This window comes from Aggregicoccus sp. 17bor-14 (genome assembly GCF_009659535.1).
Classification (GTDB): domain Bacteria; phylum Myxococcota; class Myxococcia; order Myxococcales; family Myxococcaceae; genus Aggregicoccus.
Genome location: NZ_VJZZ01000012.1, coordinates 124775 through 144650 on the forward strand (window position 1 = coordinate 124775; position 19876 = coordinate 144650).

General features: G+C 74.2%; 18 protein-coding genes. 7 read left to right on the forward strand and 11 right to left on the reverse strand.

Annotation, left to right across the window (positions count from 1 at the left end):
* Positions 1 to 78: 78 nt before the first annotated feature.
* Positions 79 to 312 (reverse strand): hypothetical protein, encoded by a 234-nt coding sequence (locus tag FGE12_RS21955; protein WP_194798153.1) that lies wholly within the window; start codon positions 310 to 312, stop codon positions 79 to 81.
* A gap of 422 nt (positions 313 to 734) precedes the next feature.
* Positions 735 to 2498, reverse strand: coding sequence for an ABC transporter ATP-binding protein (locus tag FGE12_RS21960; RefSeq protein WP_370459104.1), 1764 nt, complete (start codon positions 2496 to 2498; stop codon positions 735 to 737).
* Positions 2499 to 2598: 100 nt separating this feature from the next.
* Between FGE12_RS21960 and FGE12_RS21965 the strand changes: the two genes are divergently transcribed.
* On the forward strand, positions 2599 to 3444 hold the full coding sequence (locus FGE12_RS21965) for an aldo/keto reductase (protein ID WP_153868516.1): 846 nt from the start codon (positions 2599 to 2601) through the stop codon (positions 3442 to 3444).
* 65 nt (positions 3445 to 3509) lie between these two features.
* Here FGE12_RS21965 and kdsB read toward each other — a convergent pair whose 3' ends face one another.
* Positions 3510 to 4241 carry a 3-deoxy-manno-octulosonate cytidylyltransferase gene (gene kdsB, locus FGE12_RS21970; protein ID WP_153868517.1) on the reverse strand — a complete coding sequence of 244 codons (732 nt, stop codon included), beginning with the start codon at positions 4239 to 4241 and terminating at the stop codon, positions 3510 to 3512.
* 94 nt (positions 4242 to 4335) lie between these two features.
* Between kdsB and wecB the strand changes: the two genes are divergently transcribed.
* The 3 genes from wecB to FGE12_RS21985 all read left to right on the forward strand — a co-directional run bounded on the left by wecB (position 4336) and on the right by FGE12_RS21985 (position 7136).
* Positions 4336 to 5466 (forward strand): non-hydrolyzing UDP-N-acetylglucosamine 2-epimerase, encoded by a 1131-nt coding sequence (wecB, locus tag FGE12_RS21975; protein WP_153868518.1) that lies wholly within the window; start codon positions 4336 to 4338, stop codon positions 5464 to 5466.
* 242 nt (positions 5467 to 5708) lie between these two features.
* Positions 5709 to 6152: a hypothetical protein gene (locus tag FGE12_RS21980; protein ID WP_153868519.1), complete on the forward strand. Its 444-nt coding sequence runs from the start codon at positions 5709 to 5711 to the stop codon at positions 6150 to 6152.
* A gap of 27 nt (positions 6153 to 6179) precedes the next feature.
* Positions 6180 to 7136, forward strand: coding sequence for an RluA family pseudouridine synthase (locus FGE12_RS21985; protein WP_153868520.1), 957 nt, complete (start codon positions 6180 to 6182; stop codon positions 7134 to 7136).
* Positions 7137 to 7161: 25 nt separating this feature from the next.
* On the opposite strand, the gene FGE12_RS21990 is transcribed toward FGE12_RS21985, so the two are convergent.
* Both FGE12_RS21990 and FGE12_RS21995 read right to left on the reverse strand, forming a co-directional pair.
* On the reverse strand, positions 7162 to 7794 hold the full coding sequence (locus FGE12_RS21990) for a LysE family translocator (protein WP_153868521.1): 633 nt from the start codon (positions 7792 to 7794) through the stop codon (positions 7162 to 7164).
* 9 nt (positions 7795 to 7803) lie between these two features.
* The gene (locus tag FGE12_RS21995; RefSeq protein WP_153868522.1) at positions 7804 to 8712 is read right to left on the reverse strand and encodes a DMT family transporter; all 909 of its coding nucleotides are present in this window, start codon (positions 8710 to 8712) and stop codon (positions 7804 to 7806) included.
* Between the two features lie 114 nt (positions 8713 to 8826).
* On the opposite strand from FGE12_RS21995, the gene FGE12_RS22000 reads away from it, so the two are divergent.
* On the forward strand, positions 8827 to 10218 hold the full coding sequence (locus FGE12_RS22000; protein ID WP_153868620.1) for a PLP-dependent aminotransferase family protein: 1392 nt from the start codon (positions 8827 to 8829) through the stop codon (positions 10216 to 10218).
* A gap of 62 nt (positions 10219 to 10280) precedes the next feature.
* Positions 10281 to 11141: an NAD-dependent protein deacetylase gene (locus FGE12_RS22005; RefSeq protein ID WP_153868523.1), complete on the forward strand. Its 861-nt coding sequence runs from the start codon at positions 10281 to 10283 to the stop codon at positions 11139 to 11141.
* Between the two features lie 58 nt (positions 11142 to 11199).
* Here FGE12_RS22005 and purF read toward each other — a convergent pair whose 3' ends face one another.
* Positions 11200 to 12651 carry an amidophosphoribosyltransferase gene (purF, locus tag FGE12_RS22010; protein WP_153868524.1) on the reverse strand — a complete coding sequence of 484 codons (1452 nt, stop codon included), beginning with the start codon at positions 12649 to 12651 and terminating at the stop codon, positions 11200 to 11202.
* Positions 12652 to 12839: 188 nt separating this feature from the next.
* On the opposite strand from purF, the gene FGE12_RS22015 reads away from it, so the two are divergent.
* Complete coding sequence (locus tag FGE12_RS22015) at positions 12840 to 14144, forward strand: hypothetical protein (RefSeq protein WP_153868525.1); 1305 nt, start codon at positions 12840 to 12842, stop codon at positions 14142 to 14144.
* Between the two features lie 42 nt (positions 14145 to 14186).
* On the opposite strand, the gene yhbY is transcribed toward FGE12_RS22015, so the two are convergent.
* The 5 genes from yhbY to FGE12_RS22040 form a co-directional block, all read right to left on the reverse strand.
* Entirely contained in the window at positions 14187 to 14477 is a 291-nt protein-coding gene (yhbY, locus tag FGE12_RS22020) for a ribosome assembly RNA-binding protein YhbY (RefSeq protein WP_153868526.1), read from the reverse strand.
* An 89-nt stretch (positions 14478 to 14566) separates the two neighbouring features.
* Complete coding sequence (locus FGE12_RS22025) at positions 14567 to 16981, reverse strand: DnaJ domain-containing protein (protein ID WP_153868527.1); 2415 nt, start codon at positions 16979 to 16981, stop codon at positions 14567 to 14569.
* 119 nt (positions 16982 to 17100) lie between these two features.
* Positions 17101 to 18048, reverse strand: a complete 948-nt coding sequence (locus FGE12_RS22030; protein ID WP_194798154.1) for an alpha/beta fold hydrolase — start codon at positions 18046 to 18048, stop codon at positions 17101 to 17103.
* A 196-nt stretch (positions 18049 to 18244) separates the two neighbouring features.
* Positions 18245 to 19021, reverse strand: a complete 777-nt coding sequence (locus FGE12_RS22035) for a VOC family protein (RefSeq protein ID WP_153868529.1) — start codon at positions 19019 to 19021, stop codon at positions 18245 to 18247.
* Between the two features lie 56 nt (positions 19022 to 19077).
* Positions 19078 to 19872, reverse strand: coding sequence for a hypothetical protein (locus tag FGE12_RS22040; protein WP_370459105.1), 795 nt, complete (start codon positions 19870 to 19872; stop codon positions 19078 to 19080).
* Between the last annotated feature and the right edge of the window lie 4 nt (positions 19873 to 19876).

A 19876-nucleotide genomic window follows, 5' to 3' on the forward strand; every position in this document is an offset into this window, starting at 1 on the left:
CCGTGTAGGGCCATGGCGGCCGCAGGCGGCCGGTGGGCCGCCCGCCCTGGCCGGCCCTCCGGCGCTAGCAGCCGCTCATCAGGGCGCCTCGTAGCTGCGCGGGCGCGAGTGCGCGAAATCCTTGGCCGTGGGCTCGTGCCCCTTCTGGCCGTGGAACACGCAGGCGCGGCAGGTCCAGCCCTCCCAGCCCTTCTTCACCGCCACGTGCAGGCAGGTGTCGTAGCTGGGGCAGAAGAGGTTGCGCTCCTGGTGGACCGCCGCCTCGTCGCGCAGGGCGGCCGAGAGGGGACTGGGACAGGGAGTAGTGGACACGGAATTCTCCAGACGGAAAGAAGCGGGCCCCCCCACTCGTACCGGCCGCGACTGAACGCGGCCGTCACGGGTTCATTCCCGGGTGCCGGTGGCCCGGCGAGAGTGTGGGCAAAGAGCGGGGTGCAGCGGGAGGGGGAGGCTCGGACATAAAAACGGGCCCGCTCCGCCTGCGTATCGCTACGCGAGAAGGAACGGGCCCTTGCAGCTCTTTTGGCGTCAGCCTTCCGCTGGGCGGTCTTAGCGAACCGTGCCAGCGGAGGTGGACGCCTGACAGTTGCTATCGGTCAAGGCATCACCTCCTTTGCGGCCGCATGTGTAACGGAGCGCGCCGCGCCGCGCCAATGAGTCGCGCGCGACCTGTGCGCCCGGCTACGCACAGGGCAGGCGGGCAGGCGTGCAGGGCGGTGTAGGTGGATGGGCGCTCAGGCCGCGACGAACTGGCGCTCGACGAGGCGGCGGTAGAGCCCGTCCTCGGCCATGAGGCTCTGGTGGCTGCCGCTCTGCACCACGCGGCCCTTCTCCAGGACGAGCACGCGGTGGGCGCCGGCCACGGTGGAGAGGCGGTGGGCGATGATCAGCGTGGTGCGCCCACGCATCAGGTGGTCGAGCGCGTCCTTCACCAGGTGCTCGCTCTCGGCGTCCAGGGCGCTCGTCGCCTCGTCCAGGACGAGCAGGCGCGGGTCCTTGAGCACCGCGCGCGCAATGGCCACGCGCTGCTTCTGCCCGCCCGACAGCTGCACGCCGCGTTCGCCCACGCGCGTCTCGTAGCCCTGCGGGAAGTGGCTGATGAACTCGTGCGCATGCGCGGCGCGCGCGGCCGCCTCCACCTCCGCGTCGCTCGCGCCGGGGCGCCCGTAGCGGATGTTCTCCGCGAGGCTCGCGCTGAAGAGCAGCGGCTCCTGCGCGACGATGCCCAGCTGCCCGCGCAGCCACGCGGGGTCGAGCTGCGCGAGGGGCCGGCCGTCCAGCAGGAGGCGGCCGCCCTGCGGGTCGTAGAGGCGCGCGAGCAGCGCCGCGAGCGTGCTCTTGCCCGCGCCCGAGGGGCCCACCACCGCCACGACCTCTCCGGGCGCAAGCGAGAGCGACACGTCCTGCAGCACGGGGGCCGCGGGGCGCGAGGGGTAGGCGAAGCGCACGCGCTCGAACTCCACCCGGCCCTCCACGCGGGAGGGGCGCTCGCCGCCGCCGGGAGGAATGGCCGGCGTGCGGTCCACCAGCTCGAAGACGCGCTCGGCCGCGCCGCTCGCGCGCATGAAGTCTGCCCACAGGTCCGCGAGCGCGCCGAGCGAGAAGGCGACGAGCAGCGAGTACACGAGGAAGGAGGTGAGGCCGCCCACGCTCAGGCGCCCGTCCACCACGAGCCGCCCGCCGTACCAGAGCACGATGGCCGCCGCCGCGTAGCCGCCGAAGGAGGCCGCCCCGAGGAAGGTGGCGGACTGGCGCGCGCGCCGCCGTGCGAGCTCGTAGGCGTGCTCCACGCGCGCCCCGTAGCGCGCCACCTCCGCCGGCTCCGCCGCGAAGGCGCGCACCGTGCGGATGCCGGCGAGGCCCTCTTCTGCCACCTCGTTCGCACTCGCGAGCGCGTCCTGCACCTCCTTGGAGAGCCGGCGCACGCGCCGGCCGTAGGTGACCGCGCCCACCGCCACCGCCGGCACGATGGCGAGCATCAGGAGCGTGAGCACGGGCGAGGTGTAGAAGAGCAGCGCGACGGCGCCCACGGCCGTGGCCGCGTTGCGCAGGCCCATGCTGATGTTCGTGGACACCGTGCTCTGCAGCACCGCGGTATCGCTCGCGAGCCGGCTCGTGAGCTCACCGGTGCGCCGCTCGTCGAAGAAGGCCACCTCCTGGGACATGAGGCTCGCGAACAGCCTCTGGCGCAGCCGCGTGACGACGCGCTCTCCCGCCGTGTTGAAGAGGTAGGCGCGCAGGGCCACCGCCACCGCCTGCACCGCGAAGATGAGCGCCATGCCGAGCGCCGCGCGGTCGATGAGCTGGCGGCTGCGCGCCCCGAGCGCCTCGTCGATGATGAGCTTCATCGCCTGCGGGTAGAGCAGGCTCATCCCGCTGCCGATGACCAGGAACAGCGTTCCCCAGAGCAGCCGCCGGCGCTCGGGGCGCGCGAGCGAGAGGAGGCGGGCGAGCGTGGCGCGCGAGGGCGGGCGGGGGCGGGCGGGGGTTTCGGTCACGGCCGGGGGTGTAACGCGAAGCGGGCGGGCGTGCAGCGCGGCCGCGTGTGAAGAAGTGCGGAGCGCTGCGCAGCTTGAGGCGCACACGGGAGGTTTGGCGATGCAGATGCGCGCGTGGGGCCGCACGGGACTCGAGGTCCCGGTGCTGGGGCAGGGCACCTGGCAGATGGAGGAGGACGACCGCGCGGGCTGCATCCGCGCGCTGCAGGCGGGACTCGACGCGGGCCTCACCCACGTGGACACCGCGGAGCTGTACGGCCACGGCGAGGTCGAGAGCCTGGTGGGCGAGGCGCTCGCCGGCAGGCGCGACGCGGTGTTCCTCGTCTCCAAGGTGCTGCCCTCCAACGCAAGCTACGAGGGCACGCTTCGCGCCTGCGAGAAGAGCCTCAAGCGGCTGCGCACCGACCGGCTCGACGGCTACCTGCTGCACTGGCCCGGCTCGCACCCGCTCGAGGACACCGTGCGCGCCTTCGAGAAGCTGCAGCAGGACGGCAAGGTGCGCAGCTGGGGCGTGAGCAACTTCGACGTGCCCGAGCTCGAGCAGCTGCTGCGCCTCGCGGGGCCCGGGCGCATCGCGTGCAACCAGGTGCTCTACCACCTGCTCGAGCGGCGCATCGAGCACGCGGTGGTGCCGTGGTGCGAGGCGCACGGCGTCGCCGTGGTGGCCTACAGCCCCTTCGGCAGCGGGCAGTTTCCGAAGGCGACGTCCAAGGGCGGGAAGGTGCTCGCGGAGATTGCCAAGGCCCACGGCGCGAGCGAGCGGCAGGTGGCGCTCGCGTTCCTCGTGCGCAGGCCCTCGGTGCTCGCGATTCCCAAGTCGAGCAAGGCCGAGCGCGTGCGGGAGAATGCGAAGGCGGCGGAGGTGCGGCTCTCGGACGCGGAGCTCGCGCGGCTCGATGCGGCGTTCCCCGTGGGCGAGGACACGGGGGAGCTGCCGGTGCTCTGAGGGACACGGTGGGGCGGGCACGTCCCTCACCCCGACCCTCTCCCAGAGGGAGAGGGAGGACACGGTCAGCGCAGTAACACTTCGACCTTGGCGACGTCCTCCGGCACGTCCACCGCGACGGTGTGGCCCTGCACCTGGCCGCAGCGGATGCGGATGCCGTGCTCGAGCGCGCGCAGCTGCTCGAGCTTCTCGGCGCGCTCGAGCGGGGTCTCGGTCAGCGCCGCGAGCCGCAGCAGCGTGTCGCGCCGGTAGCCGTAGAGCCCCAGGTGCGCCCAGCGGCGCACGCTGCCCACGTCCGCCGCCTCGCGCACGAAGGGCAGCGTCGCGCGGCTGAAGTAGAGCGCGTCGCCGTCGAGCGCGAGCACCGCCTTCACCACGTTGGGGCTCACCGCGTCCGCGGCCTCGAGCGGCCGCACCAGCGTGGCCATCTGCACGTCCGCGTCCTCGAAGAGCCCCGCGAGCGTGCGCAGCGAGGCCGGGTCCACGAGCGGCTCGTCGCCCTGCACGTTCACCCACACGTCCACGTCTGGTCGCCCGCGCGCGACCTCCGCCACCCGGTCCGTGCCCGTGGGGCACGCGGGGCTGGTCATCACCGCGCGCCCGCCGAAGCCCTGCACCGCGTCCGCGATGCGCGCGTCGTCCGTGGCCACCAGTACCTCCGTGAAGCAGCCCGCCTCCTGGCAGCGCGTCCACACGTGCTGGATCATCGGGCGCCCGCCGATGAGGGTGAGCGGCTTGCCCGGAAAGCGGGTGCTCGCGTAGCGGGCGGGAATCACGGCGACGGTGGAGGAGCCCATGATCCTCCGCCTCTATCAAATTCAGGACGCTCGGGGGGCCCTCGACGCGCGCCCCCTAGGCAGCCGCGGGGGCGTGCCTACCTTCGGTCTCGCCATGAAGAAGGTCCTCCACATCGTCGGCGCGCGCCCCAACTTCATGAAGGTGGCGCCCATCTACAAGGCCATTGCAGCGCGTGGCCTCCTCACCCAGGTCCTCGTGCACACGGGGCAGCACTACGACGTGAAGATGAGTGACGTCTTCTTCACGGACCTGGGGCTGCCCGCGCCGCACATCCACCTGAACATCGGCTCGGGCAGCCACGCCGAGCAGACGGCGCGCGTGATGATGGCGCTGGAGAAGGTGTGCCTCGAGGAGAGGCCCGACCTCGTCTCCGTGGTGGGCGACGTCAACTCCACCGTGGCGGCCGCGCTGGTGACGAGCAAGCTGCACATCCCGCTCGCCCACGTGGAGGCGGGGCTGCGCAGCGGCGATCGGCGCATGCCGGAGGAGATCAACCGCCTGGTGGTGGACCGCATCGCGGACCTGCTGCTCACGCCGAGCCCCGACGGGGACGAGAACCTCCTCAAGGAGGGCGTGGAGAAGAGCCGCATCCACTTCGTGGGCAACGTGATGATCGACTCCCTGCTGCAGAGCCGGGAGGCGGCCCTGCGGCTTCCGACGCTCTCGGGGCTGGGCCTCACCGCGGGCCAGTACGGCGTGTGCACGCTGCACCGCGCCTCCAACGTGGACGACGTGAAGACGCTCAGCGGGCTGCTGGGCGCGCTCGCCTTCGTGAGCCACCGGCTGCCCATCGTCTTCCCCGTGCACCCGCGCACCCGCAAGATGATTGCCGAGGGGGGCCTGTCGGCCCTGCTGGAGGCGGCGCCGGGCCTGAAGCTCGTGGAGCCCCTGGGCTACCTGGACTTCCTGTGCCTCACCTCCCAGGCGCGCCTCATCCTCACCGACTCCGGCGGCCTGCAGGAGGAGAGCACGGCGCTGGGCGTGCCCTGCCTCACCCTGCGCGAGAACACCGAGCGCCCCATCACCGTGGACGTGGGGACGAACCTCGTCGTCGGCGTGGACCCCGAGCGCGTGAAGACGGAGGCGCTGCGCATCCTCGATGGCCAGGGCAAGAAGGGCCGCATCCCGGAGAAGTGGGACGGCAAGAGCGCCGAGCGCATCGCGGACATCTACGCCGGGTTCCTCGGGGTCTCGGCGCCGGTGCCGCTCGCGGCCATCGGCTGACGGCGCGGGCCCCCGCGAGAGCGGCACTCCAGGCGGCGCCCACCCGGCGGAAGGGGGGCGCCGTCGTCGCGTGCGGGGTGCGTCGCGCCGGACCCTGACCCACGGGTGGGACGCGCTGCCCTGCACCCGACGCTCTCCCGCGACTTCGGGGGCATGGCCCGGAAGGCTCCCCGCACCCACCTCTGCTCGGCAGTGAGGTGGACTGCAAGGCGGGGCAGGGCGAGCCTCGCCGGGGGGAGTACATGCAGGGGACCTTCCTGGGAGAAGCGGGACCGCTGCTCGCGGCCGAGGGCGTCGAGCGCGCCGAAGAGGAGGAGGGGGCAGGGCTGCACGCCTACCTCACGGCGTACGCGGCCGGGGCGCGCAACGTGGCCGTGACGTCGGCGGAGCCGCAGCAGGTGCTGCAGCGGCTGCAGGGGGCGCTCGAGGACCGGCTCGCGCTGCTGGGCCCCCCGGGGCGCGCCGCGGCGCCGCTCTACGTGGAGCTGGAGGAGCTGCCGCACCACTACCTGCGCGTGGACTTCGAGCTGCAGCTGGTGGAGCACGTGCCGTGGGTGTCCGACCCGCGCCGCTACGCGTTGAGGCTCCCGGTGGCCGACGTGCTCCCGGTGCTCGACGGCATCGTGGCGTGGGACGACCTGCTGAGCTCGCTGCGCCAGCGCCTGGGCGCACCGCCCCTGCGCTGAGCAGAGGTGCTAGAGCAGGGGCGCGCCATGGAAGACGACGCCCGCTACGTGGACATCCCCTTCGTCGTCGAGCCGAACTACGCCGGCTGGCGGCTCGACGACTACCTGCTGGAGAAGCTTCGCCGCATCCCGCGCGAGCGCCTGCACGGCGTCATCCGCCGGGGCGTGCGCGGAGCGCGGCCCCTCAAGCCCTCCACGCTGCTCGTCCCCGGGCTCGCCTTCCACCTGCGCCGCCGCGCGAGCGAGGAGCCCGAGGTCCCCACCGACCTGCGCGTGGTGCACGAGGACGCGTGGCTGCTGGTGCTCGACAAGCCCGCGGGGCTGCCCGTGCACCCCACCGCGCGCTACCACCGCGGCACCCTGGTGTCGCTGCTGCGCGAGCGCTTCGGGCTCGCCTACGCGGAGCCCGTGCACCGGCTGGACCGCGAGACGAGCGGCCTGGTGGTGTGCGGCCGCACCACCGAGGCCTGCCGCGTGCTCGGCCGGCTCTTCGTCAGCCGCGACGTGCACAAGGAGTACCTCGCGGTGTGCGAGGGCCACCCGCCCCGGGACGCCTTCGAGGTGGACGCGCCCATCGCCGAGGGCACCGAGCAGGTGCGCATCGCGGTGCGCATCGACCCGGCGGTGGGCAAGGAGAGCCACACCCACTTCGAGGTGCTGCGCCGCTTCACCCGCGCAGGCGCGCCCTTCGCGCTGCTGCGCTGCCGCCCGCGCACCGGGCGCCAGCACCAGATCCGCGTGCACCTGCAGCACGCGGGCTTCCCGCTCGTGGGCGACAAGATGTACGGCCCGGACCCCGGCTACTTCGACCGCTTCAGCCGCCACTGCCTCGAGCCCGAGGCCTGGGAGCGCCTGCGCCTGCCCCGCCACGCGCTGCACGCCTGGCGCATCGCGTTTCCCCACCCGGAGCACGGCCGGACGGTGCACTTCGAGGCGCCCCTGCCCGCGGACCTGCAGGGCTTCATGGGGGACGCCGCTCCGTGACTCAGCGCGTGCGGTAGACGCCCACTCACCCGGGACGGTGCTCGAGCGCGAGCCGGACGGCGAGGCCGCCCAACACGCTGCCCATCAGGTAGCGCTGCACCCGTACCCACGAGGGGCGCGTCTGGAACCAGCCCGCCACGGTACCGGCGCTCCACACGATGAGCGTGTTGACCGTGGCGCTGACGGCAATCTGCGTGCTGCCGAGCACGAGGCTCTGCGCGAAGATGCCGCCGCGCCCCGCGTCGATGAACTGCGGCAGCAGCGAGAGGTAGAGGACCGCGACCTTGGGGTTCAGGAGGCTGGTGAGCAGCCCCATGCCGAAGAGCCTCCGGGGCGCGTCGATGGACAGCTGCTGCGGGGCGAAGACGGTCCCGCTCCCACGCACCGCCTTCACCGCGAGGAAGAGGAGGTACGCCGCACCCGCGAGCTTCAGCGCCTCGTATCCGTAGGGCACGGCGAGCAGCACGGCCGTGATGCCCAGCGCCGCCGCGAAGAGGTAGAACACGAAGCCCAGGACGATCCCCGCGAGCGAGACCAGTCCCGCCCGCCGCCCCTGGGTCACCGAGCGCGAGACGAGGTACAGCATGTTGGGGCCGGGCGTGCACACCATGCCCAGCGCGACGAGGGCGAAGCCCACCCAGCGCTCCCACGAGACCATGGTCGCTCCCTAGGTCCGCGGGGCGAGGACGGCCGCCCACCGGGTGAAGAGCAGCCGTGCGTTGGTCAGCAGCACGCCCCCCAGCACCAGCACCGCGCCGGCGAGGCTCGTGGCGGGCAGCGGCTCGCCGAGCGCGAGTGAGCCGAGGAAGAGGGCGATCATCGGCGAGACGTAGAGCCAGGTGGAGGGGAACACCGGGCCCGTGCGCTTCACGAGCCAGAAGTAGATGCCCGAGGCGACCATGGAGCCCATCACCGTGAGGTAGGCGAGGGCGCCCAGGGCGCGCGGGGCATCGGCGAGCACGAGCGGCCCGCGCTCGAACGCGAGCGAGAGCAGCAGCAGCCCGGACGATCCGAACACCATCTGGAAGCCGTTCATCGCGAGCGGCTCCACGCCGCGCGAGAGCACCCGCTTCGAGTACACGCTCGCCCCCGCCACGGCCACCTGCGCGAGCAGCACCGAGCCCGCCGCGACCCAGGTGGCGCGCCCGTAGCTGCCCGCGTCCACCGATGGCCCCACCAGCAGCCACACCCCGAGCAACCCCAGGCCCAGGCCCAGCCACTGCAGCCGCTCGGGCCGGCGCCGCTCGAGTGCGAGCAGGAACAGGGTCACCAGCGCGGGCCCGGTGGAGGTGAGCATCGCCGCGATGCCCGAGGGGATGAAGCGCTCGGCGGAGTAGAGGCAGGCGAAGGGGATGAAGGTGTTGCCCGCGCCGATGAGCGCGAGCGAGCCGAGGGTCCGTCGCCCCCGCGGCAGCGCCACGCCGCGCGCACGCAGCAGCCCCAGCACCATCAACCCCGCGACGAAAAAGCGCACCCCCGCGAAGAGGAAGGGTGGGAAGCCTGCGGACAGCCCCATCTTGATCGCCAGGAAGGTGGTTCCGTACACCAGGCACATCAGCAGGTACGCGGGCAGCATGTGGACTCCCCGGGCGCTGCGCCAGATTGTATCGGTACAATCGCGGCAGACTTCCCGGGGTATGGGTACAATCTGCAGCGCCGGCGTACAAACGAAACGAGTGTCACCGTGACAATGTGGGTGCCGAAGCTGGGAGACCGACGGGGCCCGCTGTACCGCATCATCGCGGCGGCGCTGGTGGAGGACATCCAGACCGGGCGGCTGCCGGCGGGCACCCGGCTGCCCACCCACCGCGAGCTCGCAGAGAGGGTCGGGGTGACCGTGGGCACCATCACCCGGGCCTACGCCGAGGTAGAGCGGCAGGGCCTCGTGGGCGGGGAGGTGGGCCGCGGCACCTTCGTGCGCGGCCGCGAGAAAACGCGCTTCCCGCCCCCGGTCGCCGAGTCGGAGGAGGGCGGGGTGGTGAACCTCGAGCTGAACTGGCCGGTGCCGGCCGCCGGCCAGTACGACGCAACCGCGTTCGAGCGCACCCTCGCGGAGATTGCGAAGAGCCCACAGCGCAGCGCCCTGCTCGCGTACCAGCCGCACGTGGGCCTCGCCGCCCACCGCGCCGCGGGCGCACAGTGGATGGGCCGGCAGGGGCTCGCGGTGAGCGCGGGACAGGTCACCGTGTGCTCCGGCGCCCAGCACGCGATGGAGGTCGCGCTCGCCGCCCTCACGCGCCCCGGTGACACGCTGCTCACCGAGGCCCTCACCTACCCGGGCGTGAAGAAGCTCGCCGAGCGGCTGCAGCTGCGGCTGCAGGGGGTGGCGATGGACGCGGAGGGCCTGCGCCCCGACGCGCTCGAGGCGGCCTGCCGGGGCGATGCGAAGGTGCTCTACGTCATCCCCACGCACCAGAACCCCACCGGCGCCGTGATGTCCGAGGAGCGGCGCCGCAAGCTCGCCGCCGTGGTCAAGGCGCGCAAGCTCGCGGTCGTCGAGGACGATGCGTACGGGCTGCTGCTCGAGAAGCGGCCGCGCCCGCTCGCGCACTTCGCGCCCGAGCACACCTACTTCATCGCGGGCACGTCCAAGCTGCTGTCTCCCGGCCTGCGCATCGCGTACCTCGCGGCGCCGGAGGGGAAGGTGGAGGCGCTCTCCCAAGGCATCTGGATGACCACCTGGATGGCGGCGCCTCTGAGCGCGGAGCTCGCCACGCGGTGGATCTCCGACGGGACGGCGGACGAGCTGGTGCTGCGCCGCCGGCGCGAGGCCTCCTGGCGCTTCGCGCGGGCGCAGGCGCTGCTCGGCAAGCACCTGCCGCGCGCCGTCCCGGGCCCGGCCCTGCACCTGTGGCTGCCCTTGCCGGGACGCTGGCGCGCGGACGCCTTCGCCGCGCAGGCGCGCCGCGCGGGCGTGGCGGTGGGCTCCGCGGAGCTGTTCGCCGTCCCGCCCCATGCCTTCTCGCCGGGCGTGCGCGTGTGCCTCGGCCCGCCCACCACCCGTGAGCGCTTCGAGGAGGGCTTGCGCCGGCTGGTGTCGGTGCTCGAGGCCGGCCCCGAGTCCATCCCCTCCATCGTCTGAGCCTCCACGCGCCTGGCCGGGGCGCCTGCGCGCGCGGGGCCTGCGCGTTAGCTTCCGGGGGCATGACGCCCGCCACCATCCTGCCCGCCGAGGCCTGTGACCCCGCCGCGCTGCAGTCCCTGGCCGAGCTGCTGCGCGGCCGCCGCGTCGCGGTGCTCACCGGGGCCGGCTGCAGCACCGAGTCGGGCATCCCGGACTACCGCGGCCCCGCCTCGCGCGGCCGCCTGCGCACCCCCATCCAGGACCGCGACTTCCTGCGCAAGCCCGAGGTGCGCCAGCGCTACTGGGCGCGCAGCCTGCTCGGCTGGCCCCGCTTCTGCGCCGCCGAGCCCAACGCGGCGCACGCCGCGCTCGCCCAGCTCGAGGCGCGCGGCCACGTCTCCGGCGTCATCACCCAGAACGTGGACCGCCTGCACCAGCGCGCCGGCAGCCGCCAGGTCATCGAGCTGCACGGCGCGCTCGCCGAGGTGCTGTGCCTCGGCTGCGGCGCGCTCACCCCGCGCGACCGGATGCAGCAGCGGCTCCAGGCGCTGAACCCGGACTTCGCGCAACAGCTCGTGGAGGTGCGCCCGGACGGCGACGCCGAGCTGCACGAGGAGGCCGTGGCGAGCTTCCGGGTTCCCACCTGTGACGTCTGTGGCGAGGGCCTGCTCAAGCCGCACGTGGTGTTCTTCGGCGGCTTCGTCCCGCCGCCCACCGTGGAGGCCGCGTACGCGCTCGTGGAGCGCTCCGAGGCCCTGCTCGTGGTGGGGACCTCGCTCGCGGTGTACTCGGGGCTGCGCTTCGTGCGCCGCGCGCGCGAGCGGGGGCTGAACGTGGCCGTGCTCAACCTGGGCGAGACGCGGGCCGATGCGCTCGCGCACCTGCGGGTGGAGGCGCGGCTGGGGGAGGCGCTGCCGCGGCTCGCCGAGGCGCTGGGGTAGGGGAGGGACATCCCTCACCCCGACCCTCTCCCAGAGGGAGAGGGAGGACACGGGAGCGCTAGGCGCTCACGAGGCCGGCGGCGCGGGCCGCGGCGGGCGCCGGGACCGAGGGCTCGAGGGCGGCGGGCGTGGGGTGCGTGAGGTCCGCGCGCACCGGGGCGTTGAGCTCCTCGGTGAGGTACTTCCCGCTGAAGCACGCGGTGCAGAAGCTCGAGCGCGCCTTGTCCCCCACCGCGATGCCCAGGCCCTCCTCGGTGAGGTAGGCGAGGCTGTCCGCCGTGACGTAGCGGGCGATCTCCTCCACGCTGTGGCTGCTCGCGATGAGCTCCTGCCGGCTCGGCGTGTCGATGCCGTAGTAGCAGGGCCACTGGGTGGGCGGGCTGCTGATGCGCAGGTGCACCTCGAGCGCGCCCGCGGCCTTGAGCAGCTTCACGATCTTGCGGCTGGTGGTGCCGCGCACGATGGAGTCGTCGATGACCACCACGCGCTTGCCCTTGAGCACCGAGCGCACCGCGGACAGCTTCAGCTTCACGCCGAAGTGGCGGATGGACTGCTGCGGCTCGATGAAGGTGCGCCCCACGTAGTGGCTGCGGATGAGGCCCACGTCGTAGGGGATACCGCTCTCCTGCGCGAAGCCGATAGCGGCGGGCACGCCGGAGTCCGGCACCGCGATGACCAGGTCCGCGTTCGGAGCCGGGGCCTCGCGCGCGAGCTGCTTGCCCAGCTGCTTGCGCGTCTCGTACACGCTGAGGCCGAAGAGCACCGAGTCCGGCTTGGCGAAGTACACGTGCTCGAAGATGCAGCGGCCCAGCTTCCCGCCGGGCGCGAAGGGCTGCAGGCTGCGCATGCCCTTCTCGTCGATGACCAGCATCTCGCCCGCCTCGATCTCGCGGATGAACTCCGCCTCGATGAGGTCCAGCGCGGTGGTCTCGCTCGCCAGCACCCAGCCGCCCTTGAGCTTGCCCAGCACGAGCGGGCGGATGCCCAGCGGGTCGCGCACGGCGACGAGGCGCTTGGGGGTGATGAGCAGCAGGCTGTAGGCGCCCTTCACCCGGCCCAGCGCCTCGACGAGCTTCTGCTCGAAGGTGGGCTTCTGCGAGCGGGCGATGAGGTGGATGAAGACCTCGGAGTCCGAGTCCGACTGGAAGATGGCGCCCGCGCTCTCGAGCTCCTCGCGCAGCTCGGTCGCGTTCACCAGGTTGCCGTTGTGCGCGAGCGCGAGCTGGCCGCCCGCGTACGCCACCGAGAGCGGCTGGGCGTTCTTCAGCCCCGCGCCGCCCGCCGTGCTGTAGCGCACGTGGCCGATGGCGCTCTCACCGGGGAGGTTCTCCAGCACGCGGCTGGTGAAGATGTCCGCGACGAGGCCCTCCTCGCGGTGCGCGTGCAGGCGCGTGCCGTCGGAGGCGACGATGCCGGCAGCCTCCTGCCCGCGGTGCTGCAGCGCGTGCAGCCCGAGGTAGGTCAGGTTCGCTGCTTCCGCATGGCCACTGATTCCGAAGATGCCGCACATGCCGTTTGCCTTCTCCCCTTCTCGCCTGTGAAACGGATCAGGAACGTGCCCTCTCGTCAGGGCATTCCGCTCTGGGACCCGGTCCGATGCCGCAGGGCTGGCCGCGATGCGGGGCTCCTATAGCGCGCTGCCCGCCCGGCGGCCAGGGATGGGAGCGGGAGGGGTCGATTGGGGTAGGGTGCCCCCACATGCCCCCCTCCCGGCGCCGCCTGCTGCGCCTCCTCCCCCTCCTGCTCCTGTGTGGGCTGGCGCTCGCCTGGGCGCTCGCCTCGCTGGACTGGTGCGGGCCCTGGCCCGAGCGCCCCCCGAGGGTGGTGGCCGAGGCCCACGGCCGGGGGGCCCTGAGGGCAGGCGCCGCGCGGGTGGCCCTGCAGCCCCCGCGGCCCGCGCCCGGGGGGGCCGGCTACCGGCCGCCCCTGCCGGACATGGAGGCGGGGCCCGTGCCCCTGCAGGCCCGGGCGCTCGTCGTGGAGGCGGGCGGCGCGAGCGTGGGGATGGTGCTGCTGGATCTGCTCAGCGCGCCCGAGCCGCTGGTGGCCGCCGTGCGCGCGCGGGTGGCGGGGCTCGGGCTGCAGGGCGTGCTGGTGCTGGCCACCCACACCCACTCGTCGATGGGCGGCTACGACCCGCGCCTCGTCGCCGAGGTGGCGGGGATGGGGCGCTACCGGCCCGAGCTGCAGGAGGTGGCGGTGGTGGCCGCCGCCCGGGCGCTCACCGAGGCCCACGGCGCCCTTGCGCCCGCGCGGCTGCGGCTGGGCGAGGCGCGGGCGCCCGGGCTCGTGCGCTCGCGCTCCGGAGAGGAGGCCCCCGACGGGCGGCTCCTGCGCGCGGTGCTGCAGGGCGAGCACGGGGGCATCGCCGAGCTGCTCGTCTTCTCCGCGCACCCCACGCTGGTGCAGCGCCACCTGCGCACGCTGGACCCGGACTACCCGGGGCGCCTCGCCCGGGAGCGCGAGGCCCGGGGGGCCGGCGTCAGCCTCGTGCTGCAGGGGGCCGCGGGCAACGCCTCGGCGGCGCTGGACGGCGGCGAGGATGCGCCCGGGGCCTTCGCGGGGGCGCTCGCGCAGCTCGCCGCCGGGGCGCCGCTCGCGCCGGTGGAGGTGGCGGGGCTGGACTACGCGCGCGTGGAGCTGGCCCTGCCGCACCCGGATGCCTCGCGGCTCGCGCCCCTGCCGCTCGAGCGCGCGGGCGAGACGCTGCTGTGCCGCAGCAGCCTGCAGGTGGCCGAGGTGGGCGCGCTGCGGCTCGGGCCGCTGCACCTGCTCGCCATCCCGGGCGAGCCCACGGTGGCGGCGGGCGAGCGGCTCTCCGGGGCTGCGGGGCCGGGCACGGTGGTGCTGGGGCTGGGCGGCGGCTACGTGGGCTACGTGGAGACGCCCGAGGCGGTGGCGGGGGACCGGGGCGAGGCGCGGCGGCAGTACTTCGGCCCCGCGCTGCTCGAGCGGCTCGGCGCGGGCGCCCGGCTGGCGGGGCGCGCGGCGCGGTTCTTCTAGCGGTTCTACTGGGGGCTCTTCTGGGGGCTCTGGAGACGCGCCCTAGAACTTCTCGAACTTCGAGTCCTCGTCGCGCTTCTTGAAGAGCAGCGCGGTGCGGCCCAGCAGCTGGGCGAGCTCGGCGCCGGTGGCCTCGGCGAGCCGCTGCGCGGCCTCCTTGCGGTCCTCGGGGCCCTCGTTGACCTTCACCTTGATGAGCTCGTGATCGTGGAGGGCCTGGTCCACCGCGGCGACGACGGCGTCCGTGACGCCGTTCTGCCCGACGAGGACGACGGGATCGAGGTGGTGGCCGAGGGCGCGCAGGGCGCGGCGCTGCTTCCCAGTGAGGGGCAAGGGGACTTCTCCTGAAGCGAAGAGGGACGGCGATCGGGCGCGCGGGGGCTCGAGGGCCCCCGCGAGGGGAACACCGGAGGGGGTGTACCCTACTTCTTCTGCGCCGCCATCCGAAGCTCTCGCTGGGCGTCGATGTGGTCCGGCTGCAGCGCCACGGTGCGCTGGAAGTGCTTCTGGGCCGCGGCGGCGTCCCCGCACAGCTTGGCGATGACGCCCAGGAAGTAGTGCGCCGGCACGCAGCGCTCGTTGCGCGAGAGCGTGAGCTGCAGGTCCTTGGAGGCCTCGGCCGCGCCCGCCTTCTTGTCCGCGAAGGTGAAGAAGCGCGCGTAGCCGCGCCAGGCGAAGAACTCGGGCTCGTCGGGGTTGAGGAGGATGGCCTGGTCGAGCATCTCCACGGCCTCGGGGAACTTGCGCGCCTTGACCAGGATGCAGCCCTTCTGGAACAGCTCCTCTGCCTTCAGGATGTTGCCGATGTCCACCTCGCCCTCGCCGCCGCTCTGGAGCACCTCGAGGTACTGGGCGCGCGAGGCGTCGTCGAGCAGCGTGCGGTAGGCCTCGCCGATGTAGCCGAAGACCTCGGACTTGAGCTTCTGCAGCTCGGCCGCCGCCCCCGCGGGCAGGGTGTCCGGGTGGTGCAGCTTGGCGAGCTTGAAGTAGGCGACCTTCACGCTGCTCGCGTCCGTCTTCTCGGAGAGCTCGAGCCGCTCGAAGTGGTTCTGCTTCTTGAGCGTGGCCGCGTACGCGCGCAGCTGCGCGAGCTCCGTCTCGGGCGAGAGCGTGGGCGGCGGAGGGCCGGGGCGGGCCGCCGCCGGCGCAGGTGCCGCGGCGGCGGGGGGCGGGCGGGGCGCCGCAGGCGGGGGCGCCGCGGCGGGCGGGGGCCGCGGGGCGGCAGCGGGCGCAGGCCGCGGGGCGGCGGCGGGAGGCGGGGGACGCGGGGCTGCCGCCTGAGCGGGCGGCGGAGCGCTGGCCTGCGGAGGCGGGCGAGGGGCTGCGCCGGGCGCCGCGGCGGCGGTGCCCGTGGGCGGCGTGGCGGTGCGCGCGGGGCGCGAGGGCAGCGCCGCGAAGCTCACCGCGTCCAGCTCGCGCAGGAGGAAGGCGAGGCGCAGCACGTGGTCCGCCTCCGCCGGGAGCTCCTGGGTGAGCTGCGCGAGCGAGCGCACGCCGTCGACGAAGCCCAGGGCGCGCACCTCCTGCGGCGTGAGGCGCAGGTCGCTCACCGGCACGAGGCCGCCGGACTTGAGCATGGGCAGCTCGAGCACCGGCTGCAGCCGCCGGCGCAGCTCGGGCGTGGGGATGCGGCGCACCAGGTCGCTGAGCACCGCCCAGCGGTTGCCGAGCGGCATCGCCTTGTGCGCGGGCAGCTCGCTCGGGACGAAGGTGAAGCGACCGCTCTCGGCGAGCAGCGCGCGCAGCAGCAGCCCCTGGGAGCGCTGCGCGAGCTGCGCGAAGGCGACGGCCGGGTTGAGCAGGCCGAGCCCGAAGAGCGCGCCCACCAGCTCCCCGCCGAAGCGCTCGCGCGCCTCCTCCGCCTGGGCCACCTGCGCGGCGCTCAGCAGCCCCGCGCTCACGAGGAAGGTGCCGAGCGCGTCGTCCGGGTGGCTCGAGGCCACGTGCTCGGGGGCGCCGCGCCGGAAGTGGAGCTCCAGCACGCGGTCGGAGAGGTGCAGCGTGAGCAGCGCGCTCTGGTCGCCCGCAGCGGCGCGCGCGTAGAGGCGCACCGGCGAGAGCTCCGAGAGCTCCCCTTCCGCGGGCGGCAGCTCGACCGCGGGCTCCGCAGGCGCTGCGGCCGGCACCGCCGACGAGGAGGTGGTGCGAGGCGGCGCAGCGGCGGCCGCGGGTGAGGGAGGCGGCGCAGCAGGGCGCGGGGCTCCGGGCTCCGACGGGGTGAGCTTCGGGGGGCCGCCCGGAGGCGGCGCGGCGCCCGCGGGCGCGGTGGAGCCGGGGGCGCGGGTGCCGGGGCCCGCGATGGGTGCTCCGGCGGGCGCCGCGCGCGGAGCAGCGGTGCCCGGTGCAGGAGGTGCCGAGGGCGTCGGTGCTGCCGCAGGCGCTCGAGGCGCGGCTGCAGCGGTGCCCGGAGGAGGGGGAGCGTTCGCGGCCGCGGGCGTCGGCGGCGTGAGGACGGGCGGAGGCCGCGGCGCGGCGGTGGAGGCAGGCGACGGCGGTGCAGGTCGCGGCGGCGCCGCGGCGGCGGGCGGCGGCGCGATGACGGGCGGAGCGCTGGCGGCCGGCGGAGGCGGCGGCGCAATCACCGATGCCGGCGGCGGCGGCGCGAGCGCGGGGCCGGAGCCCTGCGCGCCCGTGCCCCACTTCTCGCGCGGGATGAGCTCGCGCACCGCGGGGAAGTCGCCCGGCGGCGCGAACGCGGTGCCGTCCTCGGACACCTCGAGGCGGCCCTTCATCACGCCGTTGGCGAGGAGCAACTCGATCGTCGACGGCGCGAGGGGGCCCCAGACGGTGCCGGCCTCGTTGCGGACGAAAAACTGTCGGACTTCCCCTTCGGCCATCGCGCGCGCAGCTCCGTTTCCGAGGGGCGAGACCCTACCGCTGTGCAGGGCAGGGGCAAAGCAGCCGAGCAGGGGCGCCGACCCGGGGCCCGGCGCCTGCCCGCAGCCCTGCGGGAGGCTCAGGGGAGGTGGGCGAGGAAGGTCGTCACGTCCCGCTCGAAGCGCTCCGGCTCCTCGAGGTAGGGGAAGTGGGCGCTCTGCGCATACTCCCGCAGGGTGGCATGGGGCAGGGCCTGCGCGAGGGCGCGCGCGGTCTGGGGCCCGATGGCCCGGTCGTGCTGACCGATGATCACCAGCGCAGGCGCCTGGATGCGCTCGGCGGCGCCGAAGCGGTAGTGCAGCAGCTCGCCTGCGAAGAGCGCCCGGGACAGCTCGCCCGTGTTGCGCAGGCCGCTCTGCGCGTCCACCCGCTCCATCTCCGCGAGCCGCGCGGGCTGGTGCCACTGCATCCGGTCGAAGAAGGCCTTGGCATCCAGGCCCTGCAGCGCGGTGGTGACGCGGGTGAAGTCGGAGTCGGCGGGCGGCGCCTTCGCGAGCCGACCCGGGTACCACTCCTCCAGGGTCTGTGCCCAGCTCGCATAGGAGCCGGGGCCATCCCACAGGCCGTCCACCACGATGAGCCCGGCGACCGCCTCGGGGTGGCGCGCGGCGTACTCGAGCGCGAGCGCGCCCCCGAAGGAATGGCCCATCAGCACCCAGCGCGGCACGCCGAGCGAGCGCCGCAGCGCCTCGAGGTCCTCCACGAGCGTGGCCAGCGCGTAGTCGCCGGTCCATGGCCGCTCCGAGCGGCCGCACCCGCGCTGGTCCAGGTATATCCACTGCGCGCTGCGCTCGAGCCGAACGCCTGCGAGCCGCGCGAAGCTCTCGCTGTTGTAGCCCGGGCCCCCGTGCAGGAAGAGCACGGGCGGCCGCTGCGCCGGGCCGCTCCCCGCGACGCGGTAGTACAGCCGTACGCCGTTGAGCACCTGCTCGTGCGAGCCCTGCTGCAGCGCCGGAGGCGCGGCGGGGGCGTGCGCGCAGGCACACAGGAGCAGCAGGAGACCCGGAACGTGGAGAGCGCGGACCATGGTGCGCCGCATTCAACACCATCGGGCCCCGCCCCCGTCACCTGAACACGTGCGCTCGGGCTCCAGGGGAACCCTTCCCTGCACTAGGGCGGGCGCCCAGGCCAGCGCGCAGCACTCCGAGGTGCTCACGCTCGGGTGGGCCTGCTCCTGATCCACCCAGACGCAATCCGGTTGCATCTGGGGGGCTCGGCCTCACTCAGGCACGAGGCGGCGGCATGGGCGCGGGCTTCATCACCGCGAGCGAGGCGCCGGTGGGGTCCGTGAGGATGCCGAAGCGGCCCACGCCCGGGATGTCCGTGGCCTCCATGCACACCTTGCCGCCCAGCTGCCGCGCGCGCTCGAGCGCCGCGTCCGCGTCATCCACCGACACGTAGGGCAGCCAGTGCGCGGGCGCCTCGCCGGGCAGGTGGTTCGTCACCCCGCCGCGGTCCGCGCCGTTGCGGTGCAGGACGTGGTAGGCGCCGGCCTCGCCCATGTCCAGGGCCTTCGAGGAGAAGCCCGCGACGGCCGCGTAGAAGGCGAGCGCGCGCTTCGGGTCGTGCGTGTGCAGCTCGTTCCACAGCCAGTGGCCGTGGTGGGCCCAGCCGTCCGGCGGGTCGCCGCCGAGGCTGCGGAACAGGGTGAGCTCCGCGCCCTCGGGGTCCGCGATGCGCGCGAGCCGCCCCACCTCGGGGATGTCCAGCGGCCCCTCCAGCACCCGGCCGCCGCGGGCCACCGCCTCCTTCGCCGCCGCGTCCACGTCCTCCACGGACACGCACGCGACCCAGCGCGGGGGCTGCCCCCGTCCGGGAGGCAGGTAGCCGCCGATCATCGCCTCGCCGGCGGTGATCATGTCGTACGTGCCGCCCGCCATGGGGTGGGGCTGCACGCCCCAGCCGAGGAGCTGGGCGTAGAAGGCCTGCGCCCTCTTCGCGTCCGGCGTGACGAGCTCGAACCACACGAACTTCCCGGGAAGCTGCTTCTGCATGGCCATGGAATGGCTCCTTTCTCCATGGCGACGAACCGGCCCCCGGGATTTCGACAGGCCCGCTAGGGCCCCTCGAGCGCCGCGAGCCCCAGCAGGCTGAGGCAGCTGCTGTCCGCGGGGGGCAGCAGCGGCGGGTCGAAGCAGGTCACCTGCGCGTCGCTCACCTTGCACAGGCCGTAGGGGGTGCGCGCGCAGGCGGCGCGGCTGAAGGCCGAGGTGCAGGCGTAGCCACACACCGCCTGGCCGTCGCTCGAGCGGCACTGCTGCGGCGGGAGGCTGCGGCCCAGCGCGCAGATGGCGGAGGGGGCGGGGTCGAAGCAGAGCACCCGGCCCGCCTCGCTGCGGCACACGCCCGCGGGCGTCGCCGCGCACGCGACCCCCTCCGTGCCCGACACGCAGCCGTAGCCGCACGCGAGCTTCTGGCCGTAGGCGCGGCACTCGGCCGCGGGCGTGGCGCTGCCCCAGCTCGCGTAGACGACGGGCGGCGGGTCGAAGCAGGTCACCTTGCCGCTGCGCGCCTGGCACACCCCCTTCGGCGTGCGCGCGCACTTCACGTCCCCGAAGTCCGCGGCGCAGTGGTAGCCGCAGGCGGCCTGGCCCTCGAGCCCCTTGCACTCGGGCTCGGGCAGGCTCGCGCCGTAGATGCGCACGAGGTAGGCGGGCGGGTCGAAGCACACCGCCTTGCCGTCCACCACCTTGCAGCGGCCCTGCGGCGTCTGGGCGCACTGGGTGCCGAAGGAGTCGGTGACGCAGCTGTAGCCGCACACTGTCTTGCTGTCCGCGGTGCGGCAGACGGGACCGCCGGGCTCGCCGGGGTTCGCGGAGAGCAGCGTGAGGAGCAGGGGGAGCAGGACCACGGGC

Bases quoted from the DNA above. Each gene is read 5' to 3' on its own strand.
- FGE12_RS21965 (WP_153868516.1), top strand. From the start codon at position 2,599: ATGCAGATGCGCGCGTGGGGCCGCACGGGACTCGAGGTCCCGGTGCTG.
- kdsB (WP_153868517.1), bottom strand. From the start codon at position 4,241: ATGGGCTCCTCCACCGTCGCCGTGATTCCCGCCCGCTACGCGAGCACC.
- wecB (WP_153868518.1), top strand. From the start codon at position 4,336: ATGAAGAAGGTCCTCCACATCGTCGGCGCGCGCCCCAACTTCATGAAG.
- FGE12_RS21980 (WP_153868519.1), top strand. From the start codon at position 5,709: ATGCAGGGGACCTTCCTGGGAGAAGCGGGACCGCTGCTCGCGGCCGAG.
- FGE12_RS21985 (WP_153868520.1), top strand. From the start codon at position 6,180: ATGGAAGACGACGCCCGCTACGTGGACATCCCCTTCGTCGTCGAGCCG.
- FGE12_RS21990 (WP_153868521.1), bottom strand. From the start codon at position 7,794: ATGGTCTCGTGGGAGCGCTGGGTGGGCTTCGCCCTCGTCGCGCTGGGC.
- FGE12_RS21995 (WP_153868522.1), bottom strand. From the start codon at position 8,712: ATGCTGCCCGCGTACCTGCTGATGTGCCTGGTGTACGGAACCACCTTC.
- FGE12_RS22000 (WP_153868620.1), top strand. From the start codon at position 8,827: ATGTGGGTGCCGAAGCTGGGAGACCGACGGGGCCCGCTGTACCGCATC.
- FGE12_RS22005 (WP_153868523.1), top strand. From the start codon at position 10,281: ATGACGCCCGCCACCATCCTGCCCGCCGAGGCCTGTGACCCCGCCGCG.
- purF (WP_153868524.1), bottom strand. From the start codon at position 12,651: ATGTGCGGCATCTTCGGAATCAGTGGCCATGCGGAAGCAGCGAACCTG.
- FGE12_RS22015 (WP_153868525.1), top strand. From the start codon at position 12,840: ATGCCCCCCTCCCGGCGCCGCCTGCTGCGCCTCCTCCCCCTCCTGCTC.
- FGE12_RS22025 (WP_153868527.1), bottom strand. From the start codon at position 16,981: ATGGCCGAAGGGGAAGTCCGACAGTTTTTCGTCCGCAACGAGGCCGGC.
- FGE12_RS22030 (WP_194798154.1), bottom strand. From the start codon at position 18,048: ATGGTCCGCGCTCTCCACGTTCCGGGTCTCCTGCTGCTCCTGTGTGCC.
- FGE12_RS22035 (WP_153868529.1), bottom strand. From the start codon at position 19,021: ATGGCCATGCAGAAGCAGCTTCCCGGGAAGTTCGTGTGGTTCGAGCTC.